At 72.0% G+C, this 18,788-nt stretch carries 17 protein-coding genes and 1 tRNA gene; 4 read left to right on the top strand and 14 right to left on the bottom strand.

Annotation, left to right across the window (positions count from 1 at the left end):
• Positions 1–16: 16 nt before the first annotated feature.
• From ACGF4F_RS08375 to ACGF4F_RS08350, 6 genes are all read right to left on the bottom strand, one after another.
• Positions 17–715 (bottom strand): 50S ribosomal protein L25/general stress protein Ctc, encoded by a 699-nt coding sequence (locus ACGF4F_RS08375; RefSeq protein ID WP_357437481.1) that lies wholly within the window; start codon positions 713–715, stop codon positions 17–19.
• A 297-nt stretch (positions 716–1,012) separates the two neighbouring features.
• Entirely contained in the window at positions 1,013–1,993 is a 981-nt protein-coding gene (locus ACGF4F_RS08370; protein WP_357437479.1) for a ribose-phosphate diphosphokinase, read from the bottom strand.
• 53 nt (positions 1,994–2,046) lie between these two features.
• Positions 2,047–3,573 carry a bifunctional UDP-N-acetylglucosamine diphosphorylase/glucosamine-1-phosphate N-acetyltransferase GlmU gene (gene glmU, locus ACGF4F_RS08365; protein ID WP_357437477.1) on the bottom strand — a complete coding sequence of 509 codons (1,527 nt, stop codon included), beginning with the start codon at positions 3,571–3,573 and terminating at the stop codon, positions 2,047–2,049.
• Between the two features lie 104 nt (positions 3,574–3,677).
• A tRNA-Gln gene (locus tag ACGF4F_RS08360) sits at positions 3,678–3,749 on the bottom strand.
• Positions 3,750–3,764: 15 nt separating this feature from the next.
• Positions 3,765–4,634, bottom strand: a complete 870-nt coding sequence (locus ACGF4F_RS08355; protein WP_357437475.1) for a helix-turn-helix domain-containing protein — start codon at positions 4,632–4,634, stop codon at positions 3,765–3,767.
• A gap of 53 nt (positions 4,635–4,687) precedes the next feature.
• Positions 4,688–5,539, bottom strand: coding sequence for a helix-turn-helix domain-containing protein (locus ACGF4F_RS08350; RefSeq protein ID WP_357437473.1), 852 nt, complete (start codon positions 5,537–5,539; stop codon positions 4,688–4,690).
• Between the two features lie 121 nt (positions 5,540–5,660).
• Between ACGF4F_RS08350 and ACGF4F_RS08345 the strand changes: the two genes are divergently transcribed.
• The gene (locus ACGF4F_RS08345; protein ID WP_357437471.1) at positions 5,661–6,641 is read left to right on the top strand and encodes an acyl-CoA desaturase; all 981 of its coding nucleotides are present in this window, start codon (positions 5,661–5,663) and stop codon (positions 6,639–6,641) included.
• Positions 6,642–6,830: 189 nt separating this feature from the next.
• Positions 6,831–7,517: a TetR/AcrR family transcriptional regulator gene (locus ACGF4F_RS08340; protein WP_357437890.1), complete on the top strand. Its 687-nt coding sequence runs from the start codon at positions 6,831–6,833 to the stop codon at positions 7,515–7,517.
• Positions 7,518–7,529: 12 nt separating this feature from the next.
• On the opposite strand, the gene ACGF4F_RS08335 is transcribed toward ACGF4F_RS08340, so the two are convergent.
• The 6 genes from ACGF4F_RS08335 to ACGF4F_RS08310 form a co-directional block, all read right to left on the bottom strand.
• A complete protein-coding gene (locus ACGF4F_RS08335) occupies positions 7,530–8,003 on the bottom strand; it encodes a DUF4383 domain-containing protein (RefSeq protein ID WP_357437469.1) in 474 nt (157 codons plus the stop codon).
• A 113-nt stretch (positions 8,004–8,116) separates the two neighbouring features.
• Positions 8,117–8,572 (bottom strand): DUF4383 domain-containing protein, encoded by a 456-nt coding sequence (locus ACGF4F_RS08330; RefSeq protein WP_357437467.1) that lies wholly within the window; start codon positions 8,570–8,572, stop codon positions 8,117–8,119.
• 93 nt (positions 8,573–8,665) lie between these two features.
• The gene (locus ACGF4F_RS08325) at positions 8,666–10,465 is read right to left on the bottom strand and encodes an ABC-F family ATP-binding cassette domain-containing protein (RefSeq protein ID WP_357437465.1); all 1,800 of its coding nucleotides are present in this window, start codon (positions 10,463–10,465) and stop codon (positions 8,666–8,668) included.
• Between the two features lie 338 nt (positions 10,466–10,803).
• Complete coding sequence (locus ACGF4F_RS08320; RefSeq protein WP_357437463.1) at positions 10,804–11,757, bottom strand: 4-(cytidine 5'-diphospho)-2-C-methyl-D-erythritol kinase; 954 nt, start codon at positions 11,755–11,757, stop codon at positions 10,804–10,806.
• A gap of 84 nt (positions 11,758–11,841) precedes the next feature.
• Positions 11,842–12,711 (bottom strand): 16S rRNA (adenine(1518)-N(6)/adenine(1519)-N(6))-dimethyltransferase RsmA, encoded by an 870-nt coding sequence (rsmA, locus tag ACGF4F_RS08315; RefSeq protein WP_357437461.1) that lies wholly within the window; start codon positions 12,709–12,711, stop codon positions 11,842–11,844.
• A 67-nt stretch (positions 12,712–12,778) separates the two neighbouring features.
• Positions 12,779–13,687 (bottom strand): TatD family hydrolase, encoded by a 909-nt coding sequence (locus ACGF4F_RS08310; RefSeq protein ID WP_357437459.1) that lies wholly within the window; start codon positions 13,685–13,687, stop codon positions 12,779–12,781.
• A gap of 158 nt (positions 13,688–13,845) precedes the next feature.
• On the opposite strand from ACGF4F_RS08310, the gene ACGF4F_RS08305 reads away from it, so the two are divergent.
• On the top strand, positions 13,846–15,084 hold the full coding sequence (locus tag ACGF4F_RS08305) for a hypothetical protein (protein WP_393075880.1): 1,239 nt from the start codon (positions 13,846–13,848) through the stop codon (positions 15,082–15,084).
• A 58-nt stretch (positions 15,085–15,142) separates the two neighbouring features.
• Positions 15,143–15,994, top strand: a complete 852-nt coding sequence (locus ACGF4F_RS08300; RefSeq protein WP_357437455.1) for an alpha/beta hydrolase — start codon at positions 15,143–15,145, stop codon at positions 15,992–15,994.
• A 59-nt stretch (positions 15,995–16,053) separates the two neighbouring features.
• On the opposite strand, the gene metG is transcribed toward ACGF4F_RS08300, so the two are convergent.
• Both metG and rsmI read right to left on the bottom strand, forming a co-directional pair.
• Entirely contained in the window at positions 16,054–17,856 is a 1,803-nt protein-coding gene (metG, locus tag ACGF4F_RS08295) for a methionine--tRNA ligase (RefSeq protein ID WP_393075877.1), read from the bottom strand.
• Positions 17,857–17,939: 83 nt separating this feature from the next.
• Entirely contained in the window at positions 17,940–18,779 is an 840-nt protein-coding gene (gene rsmI / locus ACGF4F_RS08290; RefSeq protein WP_393076094.1) for a 16S rRNA (cytidine(1402)-2'-O)-methyltransferase, read from the bottom strand.
• Positions 18,780–18,788 lie beyond the last annotated feature (9 nt).

Raw genomic sequence — 18,788 nt, 5'->3', positions numbered from 1 at the left:
ACAGCCTGCAGACCGATCAGGCCTCGGTCCGCTGCTCCTCGGCCGGAGCCTCCGCGCCCTCGGCGGCCGGAGCGCCCTCGGGAGCCTCAGCGGTCTCCTCGCCGACCTCAGCCTCAGCCTCCTCCTCGGCCGCCTCGACCTCGGGCAGGGTGGCCTCGAGCTGCTCGGCGGTCGGGGCGGCGGTCACCGTGGCGACCGGCAGCTCCGGGTCCGCGGCCAGCTCGACACCGGCCGGCAGCTTGACGTCGGCGGCGGTGACCTGGACGCCCGGCTGGGCGCCCTCGATCGAGGCCTCCAGGTGGTCCGGCACCCGGGTGGCGTCGGCGGTCACCGACAGGGTGTCGTGGTCGTGCACGATCAGGGTGTCCTGCGCGGCCTCACCGGTCAGCTCGACCGGCACCTCCACGGTGACCTTCTCGCCACGGCGGACCAGCAGCAGGTCGACGTGCTCGAAGGTGTCCTTGATCGGGTCACGCTGGATCGCCTTCGGCAGCGCCAGCACCTGAGTGCCGTCGCTGACCTCGATCGCGAAGAGCTGGTTCGCACCGCCCTTTCGGATCGCGGCGGCGAACTCACGCGCCGGAAGCGCGATGTGCTTCGGCTTCTCGCCGTGGCCGTACAGCACGGCGGGCACCTTGCCGGCCCGGCGGGTACGACGGGCACCACCCTTGCCGAACTCGGTGCGGGGCTCGGCGCTGATCTTTACCTCGGACACGGGGAAACTCCTGATGCTTTTCGCTGCGGCGACTTGTCGTCTTGCGGTGCTGGGGCGAGGGGCTCGCTGGGGCTCATGCGTCTAGTCGACTGCCCGGAGCACCGCGTCGATGACGGCGCCTCCGTACGGTGCTTTTCAGCGGCCCGCCGGGCACCCTCGCCGTGGCAACCGCACCAGTCTACCCGAGCCGTTTCCCAGCAATCCGGCAGTCCCCATATCACCGTTCAGACGGGCCCGCAGGACAACCGCCACACCGCCGGCGACCGTCCGCGACGACCGCCGGGCGGCGGCGGTAGGTCAGCTCAGGCCACCGAACAGGGTGGTCACCGACCCGTCGTCGAAGACCTCCCGGATCGCCCGGGCCAGCAGCGGCGCGATCGACAGTACGGTGATCTTGTCGAGCTGCTTCTCCGGCGGCAGCGGCAGCGTGTTGGTCACCACGACCTCGCTGATCGGGCTGTTCTTCAGCCGCTCCGTCGCCGGGTCCGACAGCAACGCGTGGGTCGAGGCGACCACGATCTCCGCCGCACCGGACGCCTTCAGGATGTCGGCGGCCTTGGTGATCGTGCCACCCGTGTCGATCATGTCATCGACGATCAGGCAGACCCGACCCTCGACCTCACCGACCACCCGGTTCGCCACCACCTGGTTCGGCTTCAGCGGATCCCGCGTCTTGTGGATGAACGCCAGCGGGCAGCCACCCAGCCGGTCCGTCCACCGCTCGGCCACCCGCACCCGACCCGAATCCGGCGCCACCACCGTCATCGGGCGGCCCGCGTACTTGTGCTCCACGTACTCGGCCAGCACGTCCATCGCGAACAGGTGATCCACCGGACCGTCGAAGAAGCCCTGGATCTGCGCGGTGTGCAGGTCGACCGTCAGGATCCGGTTCGCGCCCGCGGTCTTCAGCAGGTCGGCCACCAGCCGCGCCGAGATCGGCTCCCGACCCCGGTGCTTCTTGTCCTGACGCGAGTACGGGTAGTACGGCAGTACCACCGTGATCCGCTTCGCCGAACCGCGCTTCAGCGCGTCCACCATGATCAGGGTCTCCATGACCCAGGTGTTGACCCCGTGCGTCACGGACTGCACCACGAAGGCGTCCGAACCGCGCACCGAGTCCTTGTACCGTACGAAGAGCTCACCGTTGGCGAACTCGTACGAGTCGGTGGGCGTCGGCGCGACGCCGAGCACCTCACCGATCTCCTTGGCCAGCTCCGGAAAGCCACGTCCGGAGAAGAGCATCAGGCTCTTGCGGTTTTCGGCGACGATGCTGCCCATGGGCCCGTCTGCTCCCGTTTGTCGGTGGTTCCCGGCGGCGGTGGAGCCGGGGACTATTCGGTTGCAGTATCCCCCGCGTTAACCGGTCCTCCCACGGTCTCCGGCCCCTCGTGGATTGGCTCACCTTCCCTTGCGGGCGAGGCCGAACCCGACGCATCCTCGCGGGCCCGCTGCGCCGCCTCCGCGGCCGCCGTACCGGCGCGCTTGCGCAGCACCCAGCCCTCGACGTTGCGCTGCTGGCCCCGGGCCACCGCCATCGCGCCCGGCGGCACGTCCGCGACGATCACCGAGCCCGCCGCCGTGTACGCGCCGTCACCCACCCGCACCGGCGCGACGAACATGTTGTCCGCCCCGGTACGCGCGTGACTGCCGATCGTAGTGTGGTGCTTGCGTACCCCGTCGTAGTTCACGAAGACCGACGCCGCGCCGATGTTGCTGTGCTCGCCGATCGTCGCGTCCCCCACGTACGTCAGGTGCGGCACCTTGGAACCCTCGCCGATCGTGGCCTTCTTGGTCTCCACGAACGTGCCGACCTTCGCCTTGCGGGCCAGCCGCGACTGCGGCCGCAGGTACGCGTACGGCCCGACGCTGGCCTGCGGGCCGACCTCGGCACCCACCGCGTGGCTGCGCACCACGCTCGCGCCCGCACCGACCGTGGTGTCGACCAGCGTCGTGTCCGGGCCGACCAGCGCGCCCGCCCCGACCACCGTCGCACCCTGGAGCTGGGTGTTCTGGTCGATCACCGCGTCCCGCTCGACGGTCACCGTCACGTCGATCCAGGTGGTGTGCGGGTCGAGGATGCTCACCCCGGTGCGCATCCAGCCCTCGTTCACCCGGTCCCGCAGCAGCCTGCGCAGCCCGGCCAGCTCGACCCGGTCGTTGCAGCCCAGCGTCTCCACATGGTCGGGGGCGCAGTGCACCGCCACCGGCTCCCCGGCGTCCCGCAGCAACCCGAAGACGTCAGTCAGGTACTCCTCGCCCTGGTCGTTTTCGGTGGAGAGCTTGCCCAGCGCCTCCCGCAGCCGCGCCACGTCGAACGCGTAGATGCCGGCGTTGATCTCCCGCAGCCCGCGCTGCTCCGCGGTGGCGTCGCGCTCCTCGACGATCTGCGCCAGCCGCCCCTCGGCGTCCCGCACGATCCGGCCCAGGCCGGTCGGGTCGGGCACCTCGGCGGCGAGCACGGTCGCCGCCGCGCCGGCGCTCTCGTGCGCCTCGACCAGGGCCGCCACGGTCTCCGGCCGCAGCAGCGGCACGTCGCCGTTGATGACCACGACCGTGCCGGTGGCCTCGGCGACGGCGTCCAGCGCGATGCGTACCGCGTGGCCGGTGCCGAGCTGCCGCTCCTGGAGCACCGGGGTGGTCTCCGGGGCGATCTCGGCCAGGTGCGCCCGGACCTGCTCGGCACCGTGCCCGACCACCACCACCGTGCGATCCGCGCGCAGCGGCTCGGCCGCCGCCAGCACGTGTCCGAGGAGGGTACGACCGAGCAGCGGGTGCAGCACCTTGGGCAGGGCCGACTTCATCCGCTTGCCCTCACCGGCGGCGAGCACGACAACGGTGCGGAGGCGGGGCTGGGACACGACGTGGCTCCCGTCGGGACGGCGACAGTCTCGCGGCCATGCTAACCAGACCGCGTCCGAAGCTGTCGAATACCCCGACAAGGGGCATCCGCACCATAAAGCTGCTCGGCCGCCAGGGTTCGAACCTGAAACACGGGTACCAAAGACCCGGGTGTTGCCAATTACACCACGGCCGAAGGATCGTTCACAGCTTAGCGCCTGGTGTCCGGTGCCAGGTTGCCCACACCGGGCCGCGGACCGGCCGCGAGGCCCTCCACCACGCCGGCTATCCAGAGATACAGCTCTCGGGACCTCGGCACTCGCACCACCAGACAACCTCGGTAGTCCTCACCGACGTTGGTCCGCACCGTCGTAGGATTGTGCCGCTTCAACGTCGGACGCTGGAAGCAGTCGAGTCCGACCCCGAGTGTCGCAGCCCACCACCGGCCAGCAGCCTCGGAGTCCGCGTTCTCATGAATGCTCACGCGATACCGGAGGTCCTCCCGGGACCTGCCCATGGCCTCGACGAACCTGATGAACAGTTCGACCAGACAAGGGTCACTGTTCGTAAAGGTGAGGTCATAACGAGGATTGTCCGGCTTACTTTTGGTGCCCTCACACCAGTAGAGCACCGCGCCGATCAGGAGTGTTTCCCGCAGGTCCGGCGCCCCGGCCCACTTGGCCGCCAGTCCGCGCGCTTCACGTTCCGCGTCCTCGCGCCGCTCTCGCCGACCCGCACGGCTGAGCATTCGGCGCGCGTCAGCGGCCTGTTGCCGCTCGGCGGCAACCTCGGACGATGAGTCGAGCGGAAGATGTCTGACCCACTCGTAGGCGGTCGACTTGGCGACCGTCAGCCGCTCCGCGATCTCGTTGACCGTGTGGCCGTCGGCCCGCAGCCGCAGCGCCGTCGCATGTAGGTCGTCCTTGGCATTTCGACGTCGGAGAGATGCAGGTGGCGGAACATCCCGCAACATCGCTTGCACTCGGACCCGACCGAGGCCCAGACGTGAGCAGATCTGACGGATCGACAGCTGCTCCACGGCACGGAGACGACGGACCTCTGCCGCCAGTGACTCGGTCATGTTCGGCAGGCTAGAACAGCCGTACGACGAAACCGGCACGTGGCAGCGGATCCTCAATCGCTCGTCGACTCGTTGTGCGTGGCGGCGAAGATTCCGGAAACCAGTCCTTCGATCCGCCAGTACAGCTCGCGACTGCCCGGCACATTGATCACCAGACAGCCGTGGTAGTCGTCACCCGTGTTCCGCCGTAACGTGGCGATCCGGTGTCGTTTGATGGTCGAACGCTTGATGCGGTCGGCGGGAAGCTCGAGTCTCTCCATCCACCATCGGACCGCCGCCGCAGCGTCGGCCGATTCATGGATGCTCACCCGGTAGGTGGGCACTCCCCGATCGATCCCGCACGCTGCCAAAAAACGCAGGAAGAGCGCGACGATGCCGGGATCGCTGTTGATGAACTGGAGGTGGTCGTCCCGCCGCCAGGGCTTCGACTTGGTGCCCTCACACCAGTAGATCGCCGCCCCAAGGAGCAGAAGGTCTCGTTCATCAAGTGTGCGGACCACCGCCGCCCCGCGCGCCTGCTCGGCCGCCTGCGCGGCGTCGCGCGCCTCGCGGTGCGCCGACCATCGGGCGTCGGTCATCAGCTTCGACCGGGCCCGCCGCCGCTGCGCCGCCGCGTCGTCCGGATCCAACGGCAGGTGCTTCACCCACTGGTACGCGGTCGATTTCGCCACGCCGAGCTGCTGCGCGATCTCGTTGACCGATCGCCCGTCGGCGCGCAGCCGCACCGCCTCGGCCCGCAGCGCGTCCTTGGCGTTCGGGCGCCGGGTCCACTCAGGCGGCGAAACGCCACGCAGCAACGCGGACGCCCGGTCGCGGCCGATACCCAGGCGGGCGCATATCGCACGGACGGAGAGCTGCTCCTGGACGCGCAGACGGCGCGCCTCGTCGGCGAGCGGATCGGTCACGGTCGCAGGTTAGAACGCGCGTACGACAAGGAAGTCCATTCACAGACGGAACTGTCCACTGCGATCTAGGCCGCCGCTGGTTACGGTGACGTAGGCGTAACCCGTTCCGCTGGGAGGTGCCATGTCGACCGCCCTGACCGGCCCGGAGACCGGACCCAAGCCGCTGACCCAGGGCCACCAGTCCCGGGGCATCCTGATCGCCCTCTGGGCCTTCGTGGTCGTACCGTTCCTCGCTCTGCTCGCTGCCGTGCCGATGGCCTGGGGCGGCTGGCTGGGCTGGAGTGACGTGCTCGTGGCCGGCTTCTGGTACATGCTGTCCGGACTCGGCGTCACCGTCGGCTACCACCGCTACTTCACCCACGGCTCGTTCAAGGCGAAGCCGTGGGTGCGGACGGCGCTCGCGGTGGCGGGTTCGTTCGCCGTGCAGGGCGAGGTCATCCAGTGGGTGGCCGACCACCGCCGGCACCACGCCTTCTCGGATCTGGAGGGCGATCCGCACTCGCCGTGGCGGTTCGGGGAGAGCGTCGGGGGGCTCACCCGGGGGCTGTTCCACGCGCACGTGGGCTGGCTGTTCAACCGGGAGTTGTCCAACCGGGAGCGGTTCGCCCCGGACCTGCTCGCCGATCCGGCCACCCGCCGCGTCGATCGGCTGTTCCCGGTGCTGGTGGCGGTCTCGTTGCTCGGGCCGGCGGCGATGGGCGGGCTGCTCACCTGGTCGTGGCAGGGCGCGTTGACCGCGCTCTTCTGGGGCGGGCTGGTCCGGATCGCGCTGCTGCATCACGTCACCTGGGCGATCAACTCGGTCTGCCACGTCTACGGGGAGCGCCCGTTCGCGGTGCGGCAGGGTGACCGGGCGGCGAACTTCTGGCCGCTGGCACTGCTGTCGTTCGGGGAGAGCTGGCACAACCTGCACCACGCCGATCCGACCAGCGCGCGGCACGGGGTGCTGCGGGGTCAGCTCGACCCGTCGGCGCGGGCGATCTGGCTGCTGGAGAAGGCCGGGGTCGTCTGGGCGGTGCGGTGGCCGAAGCCGGAGCGGATCACGGCGAAGCTGGTGGAGCCGGAGCGGATCCGGGCCCGGTCGGCGGGGCGGGAGCGATAACCGGTCGGTCGGGCGCGTCGCGGCCTGGCAGGATGGCCGGATGACCGACCTTCAGCGCCGCCGACCGGCCGGCCCGCCCGGCGGCCGGATCCGCAGCGGCCGCGACGCCGGGCCGCGGGTCCGCGGGGGGACGACATGAGCGCGCAACTCCCCCGCCAGGGCGGCACCGAGCGCCGGCGAGGTGACGAGATGACCGAGGTTCCCGGCAAGGACGCCGGCGCCGCCCGGCGGCGGGCGGTGCCGGCGGCGAAGCCATCCTCCCGGGTACGGATGTCCGCGACGCAGCGCCGCGAGCAGTTGATCTCGATCGCCCGGCAGATCTTCGCGGAGCGCGGTTTCGACGCCACCTCGATCGAGGAGGTGGCCGCCCGGGCCAAGGTCTCCAAGCCGGTGGTCTACGAGCACTTCGGCGGCAAGGAGGGGCTGTACGCGGTGGTGGTGGACCGGGAGGTCCGCTCGCTGCTGGACCGGATCACCACGGCGTTGACCGCGGGGCATCCGCGGGAGTTGCTGGAGCAGGCGGCGTTGACGCTGCTGACGTACATCGAGGAGGAGACCAGCGGGTTCCGGGTGCTGGTCCGGGAGTCGCCGCTGATGTCGGCGACGGGCAACTTCAGCAGTGTGATGAACGACGTCGCGCATCAGGTGGAGCACATCCTGGGCGCGGAGTTCTCCAGCCGGGGGTACGACCCGAAGCTGGCCGAGTTGTACTCGCAGGCGCTGGTGGGGATGGTGGCGTTGACCGGCCGCTGGTGGTTGGAGGTGCGCAAGCCGCGCAAGGAGACGGTGGCGGCGCACCTGGTGAACCTGGCCTGGAACGGCCTGTCGCATCTGGAGGCGAAGCCCGGCCTGATCACGTCCCGCAAGCCGGGCTGAGCCGGCGGGGGGTCAGTGGTTGCCCTCTGCGACCGCGTGGCGGCGGCGGCGCATCTCCGCCTCGGCGTGCTCGGGCGGGCCGATCTTGTCGTAGAGGCCGGTGGCGAGCAGGATCAGCCCGAACAGCATCGACACGATGACGGTCGACATCGAGAAGTTGAGGATGTTCGCCGTGGTCTGCAGCACGGACATCATGATGATGCTGGTGACCAGGAAGACCACCCCGGCGGTCAGGTTCATGTAGTGGCCGAGGTTGGTGCGGCGGGACGCCCCGATCAGGAGGAAGGCGCCGAACAGCACCGACACGATCGAGAACGCGAGGTTGGTCCGGAGTCCGAGCGCCCAGTGGCTGCCGCGGGCGAAGAGCGACTCGCCCGCGGTCAGGAAGACGCCGTACACGCCGAAGACCAGGATGTACAGCCCGATGACCCCGGAGAGGACCCGGTAGAACTGCCGGGCGGGATGGTTCACCGGTAGGTGCGGCATGGGATCCTCCCGCCAAGGTGACCGATTTCCGGCAATTGTCACCCGCGCCGTTCGACCTCGTCCCCGGAAACGCAAAAGGCCCGGCCGGAGCCGGGCCTTTTCACAGGTGGGGCTCAGAGCACGAGCCGAGCCTTCTCGAAGGCCTCCCGCTCCTCGTCGGTGCCGACCTTGCCGTACATGCCGGCCATCAGCAGCACCAGGGCGAGGACCAGCACCACGATGACCGTCGCGACGCTGAAGTTGAGGATGTTCGCGTCGGTGCGCAGGAACGCCAGTGCGGCCAGGCCGAGGGCCATCAGGGCGTACGACAGCCACTGGTTGATCATCACGTCGAGGTTCCGGCCGATCACCGTGCCGAGCAGGATCAGCGCGCCGACGATGATCGAGACGAGCGAGAAGCCGAGGTTGGTGCCCTGGCCGAGGACCGTGGTGTCGTCCTGGGCGAGGAAGTCGTTGCCGAGGCTGACGATGACGCCGAGCCCGCCGAAGACGACGAAGTACAGACCAACGAGCCCGCCGATCGCCCGGTAGATCGGCCGCGCGGGGTGGTTGACGGGGGTGTGGGCCATCTCTGCGTCTCCAAGACCGAACGGAAAAGGGGTCGGGGGTGATTGTCCCGCACGGCGAACTGTGACGCCGCACACCCCCCACCCGTGTCGAGGTCAGCCGGTCGGCAGTTCCTCGGCGAGGGTCAGCCAGGCCTCCTCGGTGCGTTCCCGCTCGGCCCGCAGCTCCTTCAGCTGGGCGTCCAGGTCGGCGACCCGGGCGTAGTCGGTGGCGTGCGCGGCGAGTTGGTCGAGCAGGTCGGCCTCCTTCTGCTCCAGCTTGGCGATCTGCCGTTCCAGCTTGCCGAGTTCCTTCTTCGCGGTGCGCACCTCCGCGGCCGACATGCCCTCGCGGGCTGGGGCGGCCCCGGCCGGGGTGAGGTCGGCGGGGGCCGGTCCGTTGCCCGCGGCGGCCCGGGCCAGATACTCGTCGACCCCGCCGGGCAGGTGCACGAGCCGCCCGTCGCCGAACATCCCGTACGCGACGTCGGCGACCCGCTCGATCAGGTACCGGTCGTGGCTGGCCACCACGATCGTGCCGGGCCAGGAGTCGAGCAGATCCTCCAGCGCGGCGAGGGTGTCGGTGTCCAGGTCGTTGGTGGGCTCGTCGAAGAGGAGCACATTGGGTTCCCCGGCGAGCAGGCGGAGCATCTGCAGGCGGCGGCGCTCACCGCCGGAGAGGTCGCTGACCGGGGTCCAGAGCCGGCGGTCGTCGAAGCCGAAGATCTCGGCGAGCTGGGCGGCGCTGATCTCCCGGTCGCCGAACTGGACGCGCCGGGCCACCTCCTCGACGGCCTCGAGGACGCGCAGGTGACCGGGGAGTTCGGCGAGTTCCTGGGAGAGGAAGGCGGGCCGCACGGTCTGCCCGGTGGTGAGGCGCCCGCCGTCGGGCCGGGTGACGCCGGCCAGCATCCGCAGCAGGGTGGTCTTGCCGGCGCCGTTGCGGCCGAGGATGGCGATCCGGTCGCCGGGGCCGACCTGCCAGGTGGCGTCGTGCAGGATCTCCTTCGGGCCGGCGTGCAGGGTGACCTGGTCCAGGTCGTACACCTGCTTGCCGAGCCGGGCGGTGGCGAGCCGTTGCAGCGACATGGTGTCGCGCGGCGGCGGGACGTCGGCGATGAGCGCGTTGGCCGCGTCGATCCGGAACTTCGGCTTGGAGGTCCGGGCGGGCGCGCCGCGGCGCAGCCAGGCGATCTCCTTGCGGAGCAGGTTCTGCCGGCGGGCCTCGGTGGCGGCGGCGACCCGCTGCCGCTCGGCCCGGGCGAGGATCCAGGCGGCGAAGCCGCCCTCGTACGCCCGGACGGTCTGGTCGGCGACCTCCCAGGTGGTGGTGCAGACGGCGTCGAGGAACCACCGGTCGTGGGTGACCACGACGAGGGCGCCCTTGCGGGTGACCAGGTGCCGGGCCAGCCAGTCGACGCCGCCGACGTCGAGGTGGTTGGTGGGCTCGTCGAGGATGAGCAGGTCGGCGTCGCGGACCAGCAGCGCGGCGAGCGCGACGCGGCGGCGCTCGCCGCCGGACATCGGGCCGACGGGCGCGTCGAGGCCGAGGTGGGGCATGCCGAGGCCGTCGAGGATGGCCCGCACGCCGGCGTCGCCGGCCCACTCGTGCTCGGCGCCCATGCTCTCGCCGAGCCAGGCGGTGCCGAGGACGACGTCCCGGACGGTGGCCTCGGGGGCCAGGTTCAGGCTCTGCGGCAGCCAGGACACGCGCAGGTCGCGACGGTGGGTGACCCGGCCGTCGTCGGGTTCCTCGGTGCGGGTGAGCAGCCGCAGCAGGGTGGACTTGCCGGCCCCGTTGAGGCCGACCACGCCGACCCGGTCGGCGTCGTCGAGACCGAGCGAGACGTCGGTGAGCAGCGGCCCGGCAGCGCCGTACCCCTTGGACACCCGGTCCAGGTTGACGATGTTGGCCACTTCCCCACCTTCCATGATCAAGGCGTCCCGGTGCGGGCGGGCACCTCGGGACGCCTGGCCCCTCAGGGTACGCGGGTCCGCCCGACGGACGTCAGGCCCCGACGCGGGTCAACGACCGCTGCCGCCCGGTTTGTTCCGGCCGCCGGATGGTCCGGTGCACGAGGTCGCCGACCCGGCGGTGTCCGGGCCGCCGGGACACCGCCACATCGGCGACGCCAAGTCGATCTTGCTCGACCGGGCGGGCCGGACCGAACGGGCCGAACCGAACGGGCCGGACCTGGCCAGGCCGGGTCGGGCCAGGCCGGGTCGGGCCAGGCCGGGTCGGACGTCCGGCAGGTTCAGACGGTGCGGGCGCCGGCCACCGGGCCGTGGGCCACCCGGGCCTCCCGGCAGACCCCGGCGGCCGCCAGCTCGGCGGCGATCCGCCCGGCGTCGGTCTCGTTCGCGGTGAGGAAGACGCAGGTCGGCCCGGAGCCGGAGACGATTCCGGCGAGCGCGCCGGCCGCCTCGCCGGCCTTGAGGGTCTCGGCGAGCGTGGGGCGCATGGTGAGCGCGGCGGCCTGAAGGTCGTTGCCGAGCGCGGCGGCCAGCACCCGGGGGTCGCGCTGGCGCAGCGCGGCGAGCAGCGTGTCGGTGCTGCCCAGCGGCTCCCCGGCGCTGCCGGTGTCGCGCAGCCGGTCCAGTTCCCGGTAGGCGGCGGGGGTGGAGAGGCCGCCCTCGGCGATCGCCACCACCCAGTGCCACGACGTGGGGCGGGCCAGCACCGGGCTGACCGCCTCGCCCCGACCGGTGCCCAGCGCGGTGCCGCCGTGGATCAGGAACGGCACGTCCGAGCCGAGGTCGGCGGCGATGCCGGCCAGCTCGTCGCGGGACAGCCCGGTGCCCCAGAGCGCGTCGCAGGCGACCAGGGTGGCCGCCGCGTCGGCGCTGCCGCCGGCCAGCCCGCCGGCGAGCGGGATCTGCTTGCGCAGGTGCAGCCGGGCGTGCGGCGGGACGCCCGCGTACCCGGCGAGGGCGTGGGCGGCTCGGATCACCAGATTCGTGTCGTCCAGGGCCAGCTCGCCGGCGCCCTCGCCCTCCATGGTGAGGGTGAGCGTGTCGCCCCGGCGGGCGGTCAACTCGTCGTGGATCGAGATCGCGTGGTAGACGGTGTTCAGCTCGTGGAAGCCGTCCCGGCGCAGCGGCCCCACCCCGAGATGCAGGTTGATCTTGGCGGGCACCCGGACCTTCACCGGCCCGCTGGCCCCGCGCCGCTGCCCGTCCTCGTCGTCCGGTCGCCAGGCCTCGGTCACGGGGCGATGTCCCGTGGGCGCAGGCGGATGTCGAACGGCTTCTCCACGATCAACTCCTCGGCGGGTCGGGCAACGGCGCCCAGCCTACTGGGCGACGGCGGGGACGGCCGGGGCCGACGCGGCGATGGCGGCGAACTGCTCCACGGTCAGCGACTCGCCACGGGCACCCGGGTCGACGCCGGCGGCGGTGAGCACCGCGGCCGCCCGGTCGGCGCCGCCGGCCCAGCCGGCCAGGGCGGCGCGCAGAGTCTTGCGGCGCTGCGCGAACGCCGCGTCGACCACCGCGAAGACCGCCTCCCGGCGGACGTCGGCGCGGGGCGGCTCCCGGCGGGTGAAGGCGACCAGCCCGGAGTCGACGTTCGGCACCGGCCAGAACACGTTCGGCGGGACCTTGCCGGCGGCCCGGGCCCTGGCGTACCAGGCGAGCTTGACCGACGGGACGCCGTACACCTTGGAGCCGGGACCGGCGACGAGCCGGTCGGCGACCTCCTTCTGCACCATGACCAGGCCGTGCCGCAGGGTGGGCAGCTCGGCGAGCAGGTGCAGCACCACCGGCACGGCGACGTTGTACGGCAGGTTCGCCACCAGCGCGGTGGGGGCGGGTTCCGCCAGGTCGGCGGCGCTGACCCGGAGCGCGTCGGCGGGGTGGACGGTGAGCCGGGCGGCGTCCGGGCCGGCGAACCGGGCGGCGGTCTCCGGCAGCGCGGCGGCCAGCGCCGGGTCGATCTCCACGACGTGCACGTGCGCGGCGACCGGGAGCAGGGCCAGGGTGAGCGAGCCGAGCCCGGGGCCGACCTCCAGCGCCACGTCGTCCGGGGCGAGCCCGGCGGTGGTGACGATCCGGCGGACGGTGTTCGGATCGTGCACGAAATTCTGGCCGAGCTTCTTGGTCGGCGTCACGCCGAGGCGCGCGGCGAGCTCCCGGATCTCCGCCGGGCCGAGGAGGCCGGTCACGCCCCGTAGCGTATGCGGCCTTGCCGGGTGGCAAGGAGGGGCCCCGGTCAAGAACGGGCCCCTCCGGTCACCACGGGCCGAAGACGCGATCGCCGGTCGCGGAGATCGCGGCGCAGAGCTCGTCGACGTCGGTCTCGGTGGTCGCGGCCAGGAACCGGACCGTCAGCGGGATCAGGTACGACGCGTTCGGCCGCCCCCGATGCGGCATCGGGGTCAGGTACGGGGCGTCGGTCTCCACCAGCAGCTGGTCGACCGGGGTCACCGTGGCGGCCTCGCGCAGCGCGCCGGCACTGCCGAAGGTGACCGTGCCGGCGAAGCTGAGCAGGTAGCCCCGGCGGACACACTCGCGGGCGAAGTCGGCGTCGCCGGAGAAGCAGTGCAGCACCACCGTGTCCGGGGCGCCCTCGTCGTCGAGGATGCGCAGCACGTCGGCGTGCGCGTCCCGGTCGTGGATGACGAGGGCCTTGCCGTACCGCTTGGCGATGGCGATGTGCGCGCGGAAGCTCTCCTCCTGGGCGGCCCGCCCCTCGTCCCCGGTACGGAAGAAGTCCATCCCGGTCTCGCCGACGCCGCGTACCCGGTCGCGGGCGGCCAGGGCCTCGATCTCGCGCAGCGCCTCGTCCAGGTCGGCCAGGCGGGGCGCCTCGTTCGGGTGCAGCGCGACGGTGGCCAGCACGGCTCCGTAGCGCTCGGCGACGTCGGCGCCCCAACGGGACGACTCGACGTCCACGCCGACCTGGACCAGCCGGTCCACGCCGACGCCCGCGGCCACCGCGATGACCGCGCCGACCGGGTCGTCGGCGGGTCCACCCCCGGGTACGCCGGCCTCGCTGACGGTGATGTCGAGGTGGGTGTGGCTGTCCAGCACGGGACGGGGCAGCGCCTCGGGGGCGGGCGGGAACTCCCCGGCCCGGCGGGCGGCCCGTTGCTTGCGGGTCTCGGTCCGCTCGCTCAGCTGTTCGGTTGGCTCGGTCATCAACCAAAGGATCACACACTGGCCGGGTCCACCCGCCCGCCACCTCGTGTTCATCTCCACTACCCAGCGCGAACCTACCGTCGCAGCGTGACTGAGCGGAACGCGCGAACCATCGGGCACCGGAGCGGGCGGACGATCCGTGCAGCGATCGTGACGCCATGAGTGTGACCCCTCAGGCTGGCGGGGCCGCCTCCGAGCGGACCGGCCTGCACGTCACGTACGAGGGCCGGGTGCACCCGGCGGAGGAGATCGCGCGGGGCGCGGCGTACGAGCTGTTCAGCGCCGAGGAGGTGCCCGGCTTCGAGTGGGCGCCCCGGCCGGGTGTGGCGTACCCGTGGCGGAAGTTCGTGCACGTCAGCGAGGTGAGCGCGGTGCACGGGGCGGCCGAGCCGACCGAGGACGCGGACCCGCCGCTGCTGATGCCGGTGCACCGCACGCACGGCTGGGCCCACCTGCACCAGCTCAGCCAGCAGCCGGCCGCGGCCGGCGACCCGACGCTCGCCGCGGTACGCGCCTCGGCGGTGATCCGGCCGGGCACCCGGATGGTGAAGGTGCTCTCCGCCCGCCAGCTCGCCGGCTATGTGCGGGGTTGGCTGCCGCACGGCTTCTGCTACCGGGAGCACGACGTGGCGCACCTGCGTACCCCGGCCGGGATGGCGGTGCTGCGCGGCGACGGCGAGGGCGGCGACGTGGCCTACGCGCTGCGCTGGCGGGCCGCCGACCCTACCGACTTCGACGTGCCGGTCGGCCCGGCGCACCAGGGGCTCACCGCGCTGCCGCCGCGGGACCGGCTGGGGCCGCCGGTGCTGGGTACCGGCTTCGTGCCGAGCAACGGCCAACTCGTCCCGGAGTTCGTCACCCGGGACTTCGCCGACCTGCCGATGCCGGCGAACGCCACCCTGCTCGCCTATCCGGCGGACGGGGTGGAGGTGGTGCTCTACACCTACCAGGCGGAGCAGCGGGGCTGGCTGCGCCTGGTCGGCCGGCAGTGGCGGCACCTGCTCGCGGCGGTGCCCGGGCTCTCCCCCGACCAGGAGTACGTGCCGACCGGTGACGCGCCGCGCTCCACCCGGCTCGTCGGCGCGTACGGCGGCAACGAGTACGAGGCGGTGGCCGACCAGCCGGGCGGCTTCCGCGTCCTGGCGATGACCCGGGCGGCCCGGTACCCGGTGGAGTCGGCGGCCCGGCGGCTGCGGTACGCCACCTGGCGCGGGGTGCCCTGCCTGGTGCTGCGCGAGGAGTCGGGCTGGCTGCGGCTGCGGCTGTGCCGGCCGGATCCGGACTCGGTGGCCACCACCGGGGCGCAGTGCCACGAGCGGGGCGTCTACGAGGCGTGGGCGCCGGGCACCGAGGTGACCGACGACCGGGTGGTCGACCTGCCGTACCGCGCGGCATAACCGCCGTCGGCGCGGGAATCCGCCGGGGTCCGATGCACCCCAGCTCAGGAGACCCGAGATGCCCTTCATCACCGTCGGCACGGAGAACTCCGCGCCCATCGACCTGTACTACGAGGACCACGGCACCGGGCAGCCGGTCGTGCTCATCCACGGTTTCCCGTTCAACGGGGCGACCTGGGAGAAGGTGTCCATCCCGCTGTTGAACGCCGGATACCGGACGATCACCTACGACCGGCGCGGTTTCGGCAGTTCCGCCCAACCGACCGCGGGGTACGACTACGACACCTTCGCGGCCGACCTGGACGTGCTGATGACGGAGCTCGACCTGCGCAACGCGATCCTGGTCGGACACTCGATGGGCACCGGCGAGGTGACCCGCTACCTGGGCACGTACGGGTCGAGCCGGGTGGACCGGGCGGTGCTGCTGGCCCCGATCGCGCCGTTCCTGCTGAAGACGCCGGACAACCCGGAGGGCGTGGACAAGAGCCTCTTCGACGGTTTCCAGCAGGCCATCCTCAACGACCGCTTCGCCTACCTGACCCAGTTCTGCAACAGCTTCTTCAACTACGACGAGAACAAGGGGAAGTCGGTCAGCGAGGAGGCGTTCCGGGCGCACTGGGAGATCGGCACCCGGGCGTCGGCGAAGGGCACCCACGACTGTGTCGACGCCTGGCTGACGGACTTCCGGGGCGACCTGGGCCGGATCGACGTGCCGGTGCTGATCGTGCAGGGCGACAAGGACGCGGTGCTGCCGTATCCGGTGACCGGGCAGCGGTTGCAGCCGATGCTGCCGGGCAGCCAGTTGATCACTCTGCGGGGCGCCCCGCACGGCATTCCGTGGACCAACGCCGCCGAGGTGAACAAGGCGATCATGGAGTTCATCGGCGCGCCGTCGATGGCGCGCGCCTGACCGGCGCGGACGGCGCGGCCCCGGGGAGGTGTCCCCGGGGCCGCGGTCGTCCGTCGGGCTCAGCCGGCGAGGCGGGCCAGCTCCTCGTCGACGATGGACGGGTCGAGCTTGCGGAACACCGGCTTCGGCGCCGCGAGCGGCCGACCCACCGCCAGGGGTACGGACTCCCAGCGCGCACCGACCGTGTAGTCGCCGGTCAGCACCGGGTACGCCGGCCCACCGTCGAGGTCCCGCACCTCCTCGATCACCGGCATCGGCGCGTGCACGCCGGTGCCGCCGAGCAGCTCGTGGATCTTCTGGGCGGCGTGCGGCAGGAACGGGGTGAGCAGCGTGTTGGCGTCGCTGACCACCTGGAGGGCGACGTGCAGGATGGTGCCCATCCGGGGCTTGTCGTCCTCGCCCTTGAGCTTCCACGGGGCCTGCTCGGAGAGGTACTTGTTGGCCTCGGCGACCACCTTCATCGCCTCGCCGATGGCCTGCTTCTGCCGGTGCTTGGCGATCAGGTCACCGACGACGGCGAAGCCGGCCCGGGCGGTGGCGAGCAGCGCCTCGTCGGCCTCGGTGAGGCCGGCCGGGTCGACCGGCGGGATCGCCCCGAAGTTCTTCGCCGCCATCGAGACGGACCGGTTGACCAGGTTGCCCCAGCCGGCGACCAACTCGTCGTTGTTGCGGCGGAGGAACTCCGACCAGGTGAAGTCGGTGTCGTTGCTCTCCGGGCCGGCGACCGCGATGAAGTAGCGCAGCGCGTCGGCGTCGTACCGCTCGAGGAAGTCCCGGACGTAGATGACCACCTTGCGGGAGGAGGAGAACTTCCGGCCCTCCATGGTCAGGTATTCGCTGGAGACCACCTCGGTGGGCAGGTTGAGCCGGCCCAGCTCGCCCGGCTCGCCGTCGCGCGACCCCTCGCCGGAGTAGCCGCCGAGCAGCGCCGGCCAGATCACCGAGTGGAAGACGATGTTGTCCTTGCCCATGAAGTAGTAGCCACGGGCGTCCTTGCCCTCCGCGTCGGCGGACCACCACTTCCGCCAGGCCTCGGGGTCGCCGGTGCGGCGGGCCCACTCGATGGAGGCGGACAGGTAGCCGATGACCGCGTCGAACCAGACGTAGATCCGCTTGTCGGCCCGGTCGCGCCAGCCGTCGAGCGGGATCGGCACGCCCCACTCCAGGTCCCGGGTGATGGCCCGGGGCTGCAGGTCGTCCAGCAGGTTCCGGGAGAACCGGAGCACATTGGGGCGCCAGCCCTCCCGGGTGTCCAGCCACTGCCGCAGCGCCTCGGCCAGGGCGGGCAGGTCGAGGAAGAAGTGCTCGGTCTCGACGAACTCCGGCGTCTCGCCGTTGATCTTCGAGCGGGGGTTGATCAGGTCGATCGGGTCGAGCTGGTTGCCGCAGTTGTCGCACTGGTCGCCGCGGGCGCTGTCGTACCCGCAGATCGGGCAGGTGCCCTCGATGTAGCGGTCGGGCAGGGTGCGGCCGGTGGACGGGGAAATCGCCCCGGTGGTGACCTTCGGGACGATGTAGCCGTTACGGTGCAGCCCGAGGAACAGCTCCTGCACCACGGCGTAGTGGTTGCGGGTGGTGGTACGGGTGAACAGGTCGTACGACAGCCCCAGCGCCCGCAGGTCCTCGGCGATCACCCGGTTGTACCGGTCGGCCAGCTCGCGCGGGGTGACCCCCTCGGCGTCGGCCTGCACCTGGATCGGGGTGCCGTGCTCGTCGGTGCCGGAGACCATGAGCACGTCGTGACCGGCCATTCGCATGTACCGGGCGAAGACGTCGGAGGGAACGCCGAATCCGGATACGTGGCCGATGTGGCGCGGACCGTTGGCGTAGGGCCAGGCGACCGCGGCGAGAACGTGACTCATGAGCAGCAAGCCTAGTGAGTGCCCGAGGGCAGCCGCGAACCAATAGGACGCGTCCCACGCATCGACTCAGACACCGGGCTCCGTCAGCTGTGCACGACGGTGTAGACCTCGCGCCGGCGCAGCCCGTACTCGGCGGCCACCTCGGTGATGGCGTCCCGCCGGGACAGGCCGGCCGCCTCCCGCGCGGCCACCGCGGCGCGCAGCGTGTCGTCGTCGGGGCGGACCGCAGCGGCCGGCGGCGCACCCGCCACGACCAGGGTGATCTCGCCGCGCGGCTCGCCCGCCGCGGCCCACTCGGCCAGCTCGCCCAGCGGCCGGCGGACCACCTCCTCGTAGGTCTTGGTCAGCTCGCGGCAGAGCGCGGCCGGCCGGTCCGGGCCGAACGCGGCGGCCAGGTCGGCCAGCGCGCCGGCGATCCGGTGCGGGGCCTCGAAGAGGACCAGGGTGCGCTCCTCGGCGGCGAGAGCGCGCAGCCGGGACCGGCGGGCGGCCGGTGTGCGGGGCAGGAAGCCTTCGAAGCAGAACCGGTCGCAGGGCAGCCCGGAGAGCGCCAGTGCGGTGGTCACCGCGCTCGGCCCGGGGGCCGCGGTGACCGGGAAGCCGGCGTCGAGGGCGGCCCGGACCAGCCGGTAGCCGGGGTCGGAGACGCTGGGCATGCCGCCGTCGGTGACCAGCGCGACGGTGTAGCCGGCGGCGAGCACCTCGACCAGCTCCGGGGTACGCCGTTCCTCGTTCCCCTCGAAGTAGGAGACGATCCGGCCGGCCACGGTGACGCCGAGGTCCCGGGCCAACCGGGTGAGCCGCCGGGTGTCCTCGGCGGCGACCACGTCGGCGGTGGCGAGCACCTCGCGGAACCGGGCCGACGCGTCGGCCGGGTTGCCCAGCGGGGCGCCGAGCAGCACGACCCGTCCGACCTCGGACATTTCACCCAC

Origin of the sequence: Micromonospora sp. NPDC047740, from assembly GCF_043204735.1 — a bacterium.
Lineage (GTDB): Bacteria > Actinomycetota > Actinomycetes > Mycobacteriales > Micromonosporaceae > Micromonospora.
The sequence above is the reverse complement of the archived record's forward strand: the minus strand, read 5'-3'. Positions and strand labels throughout refer to the sequence as shown.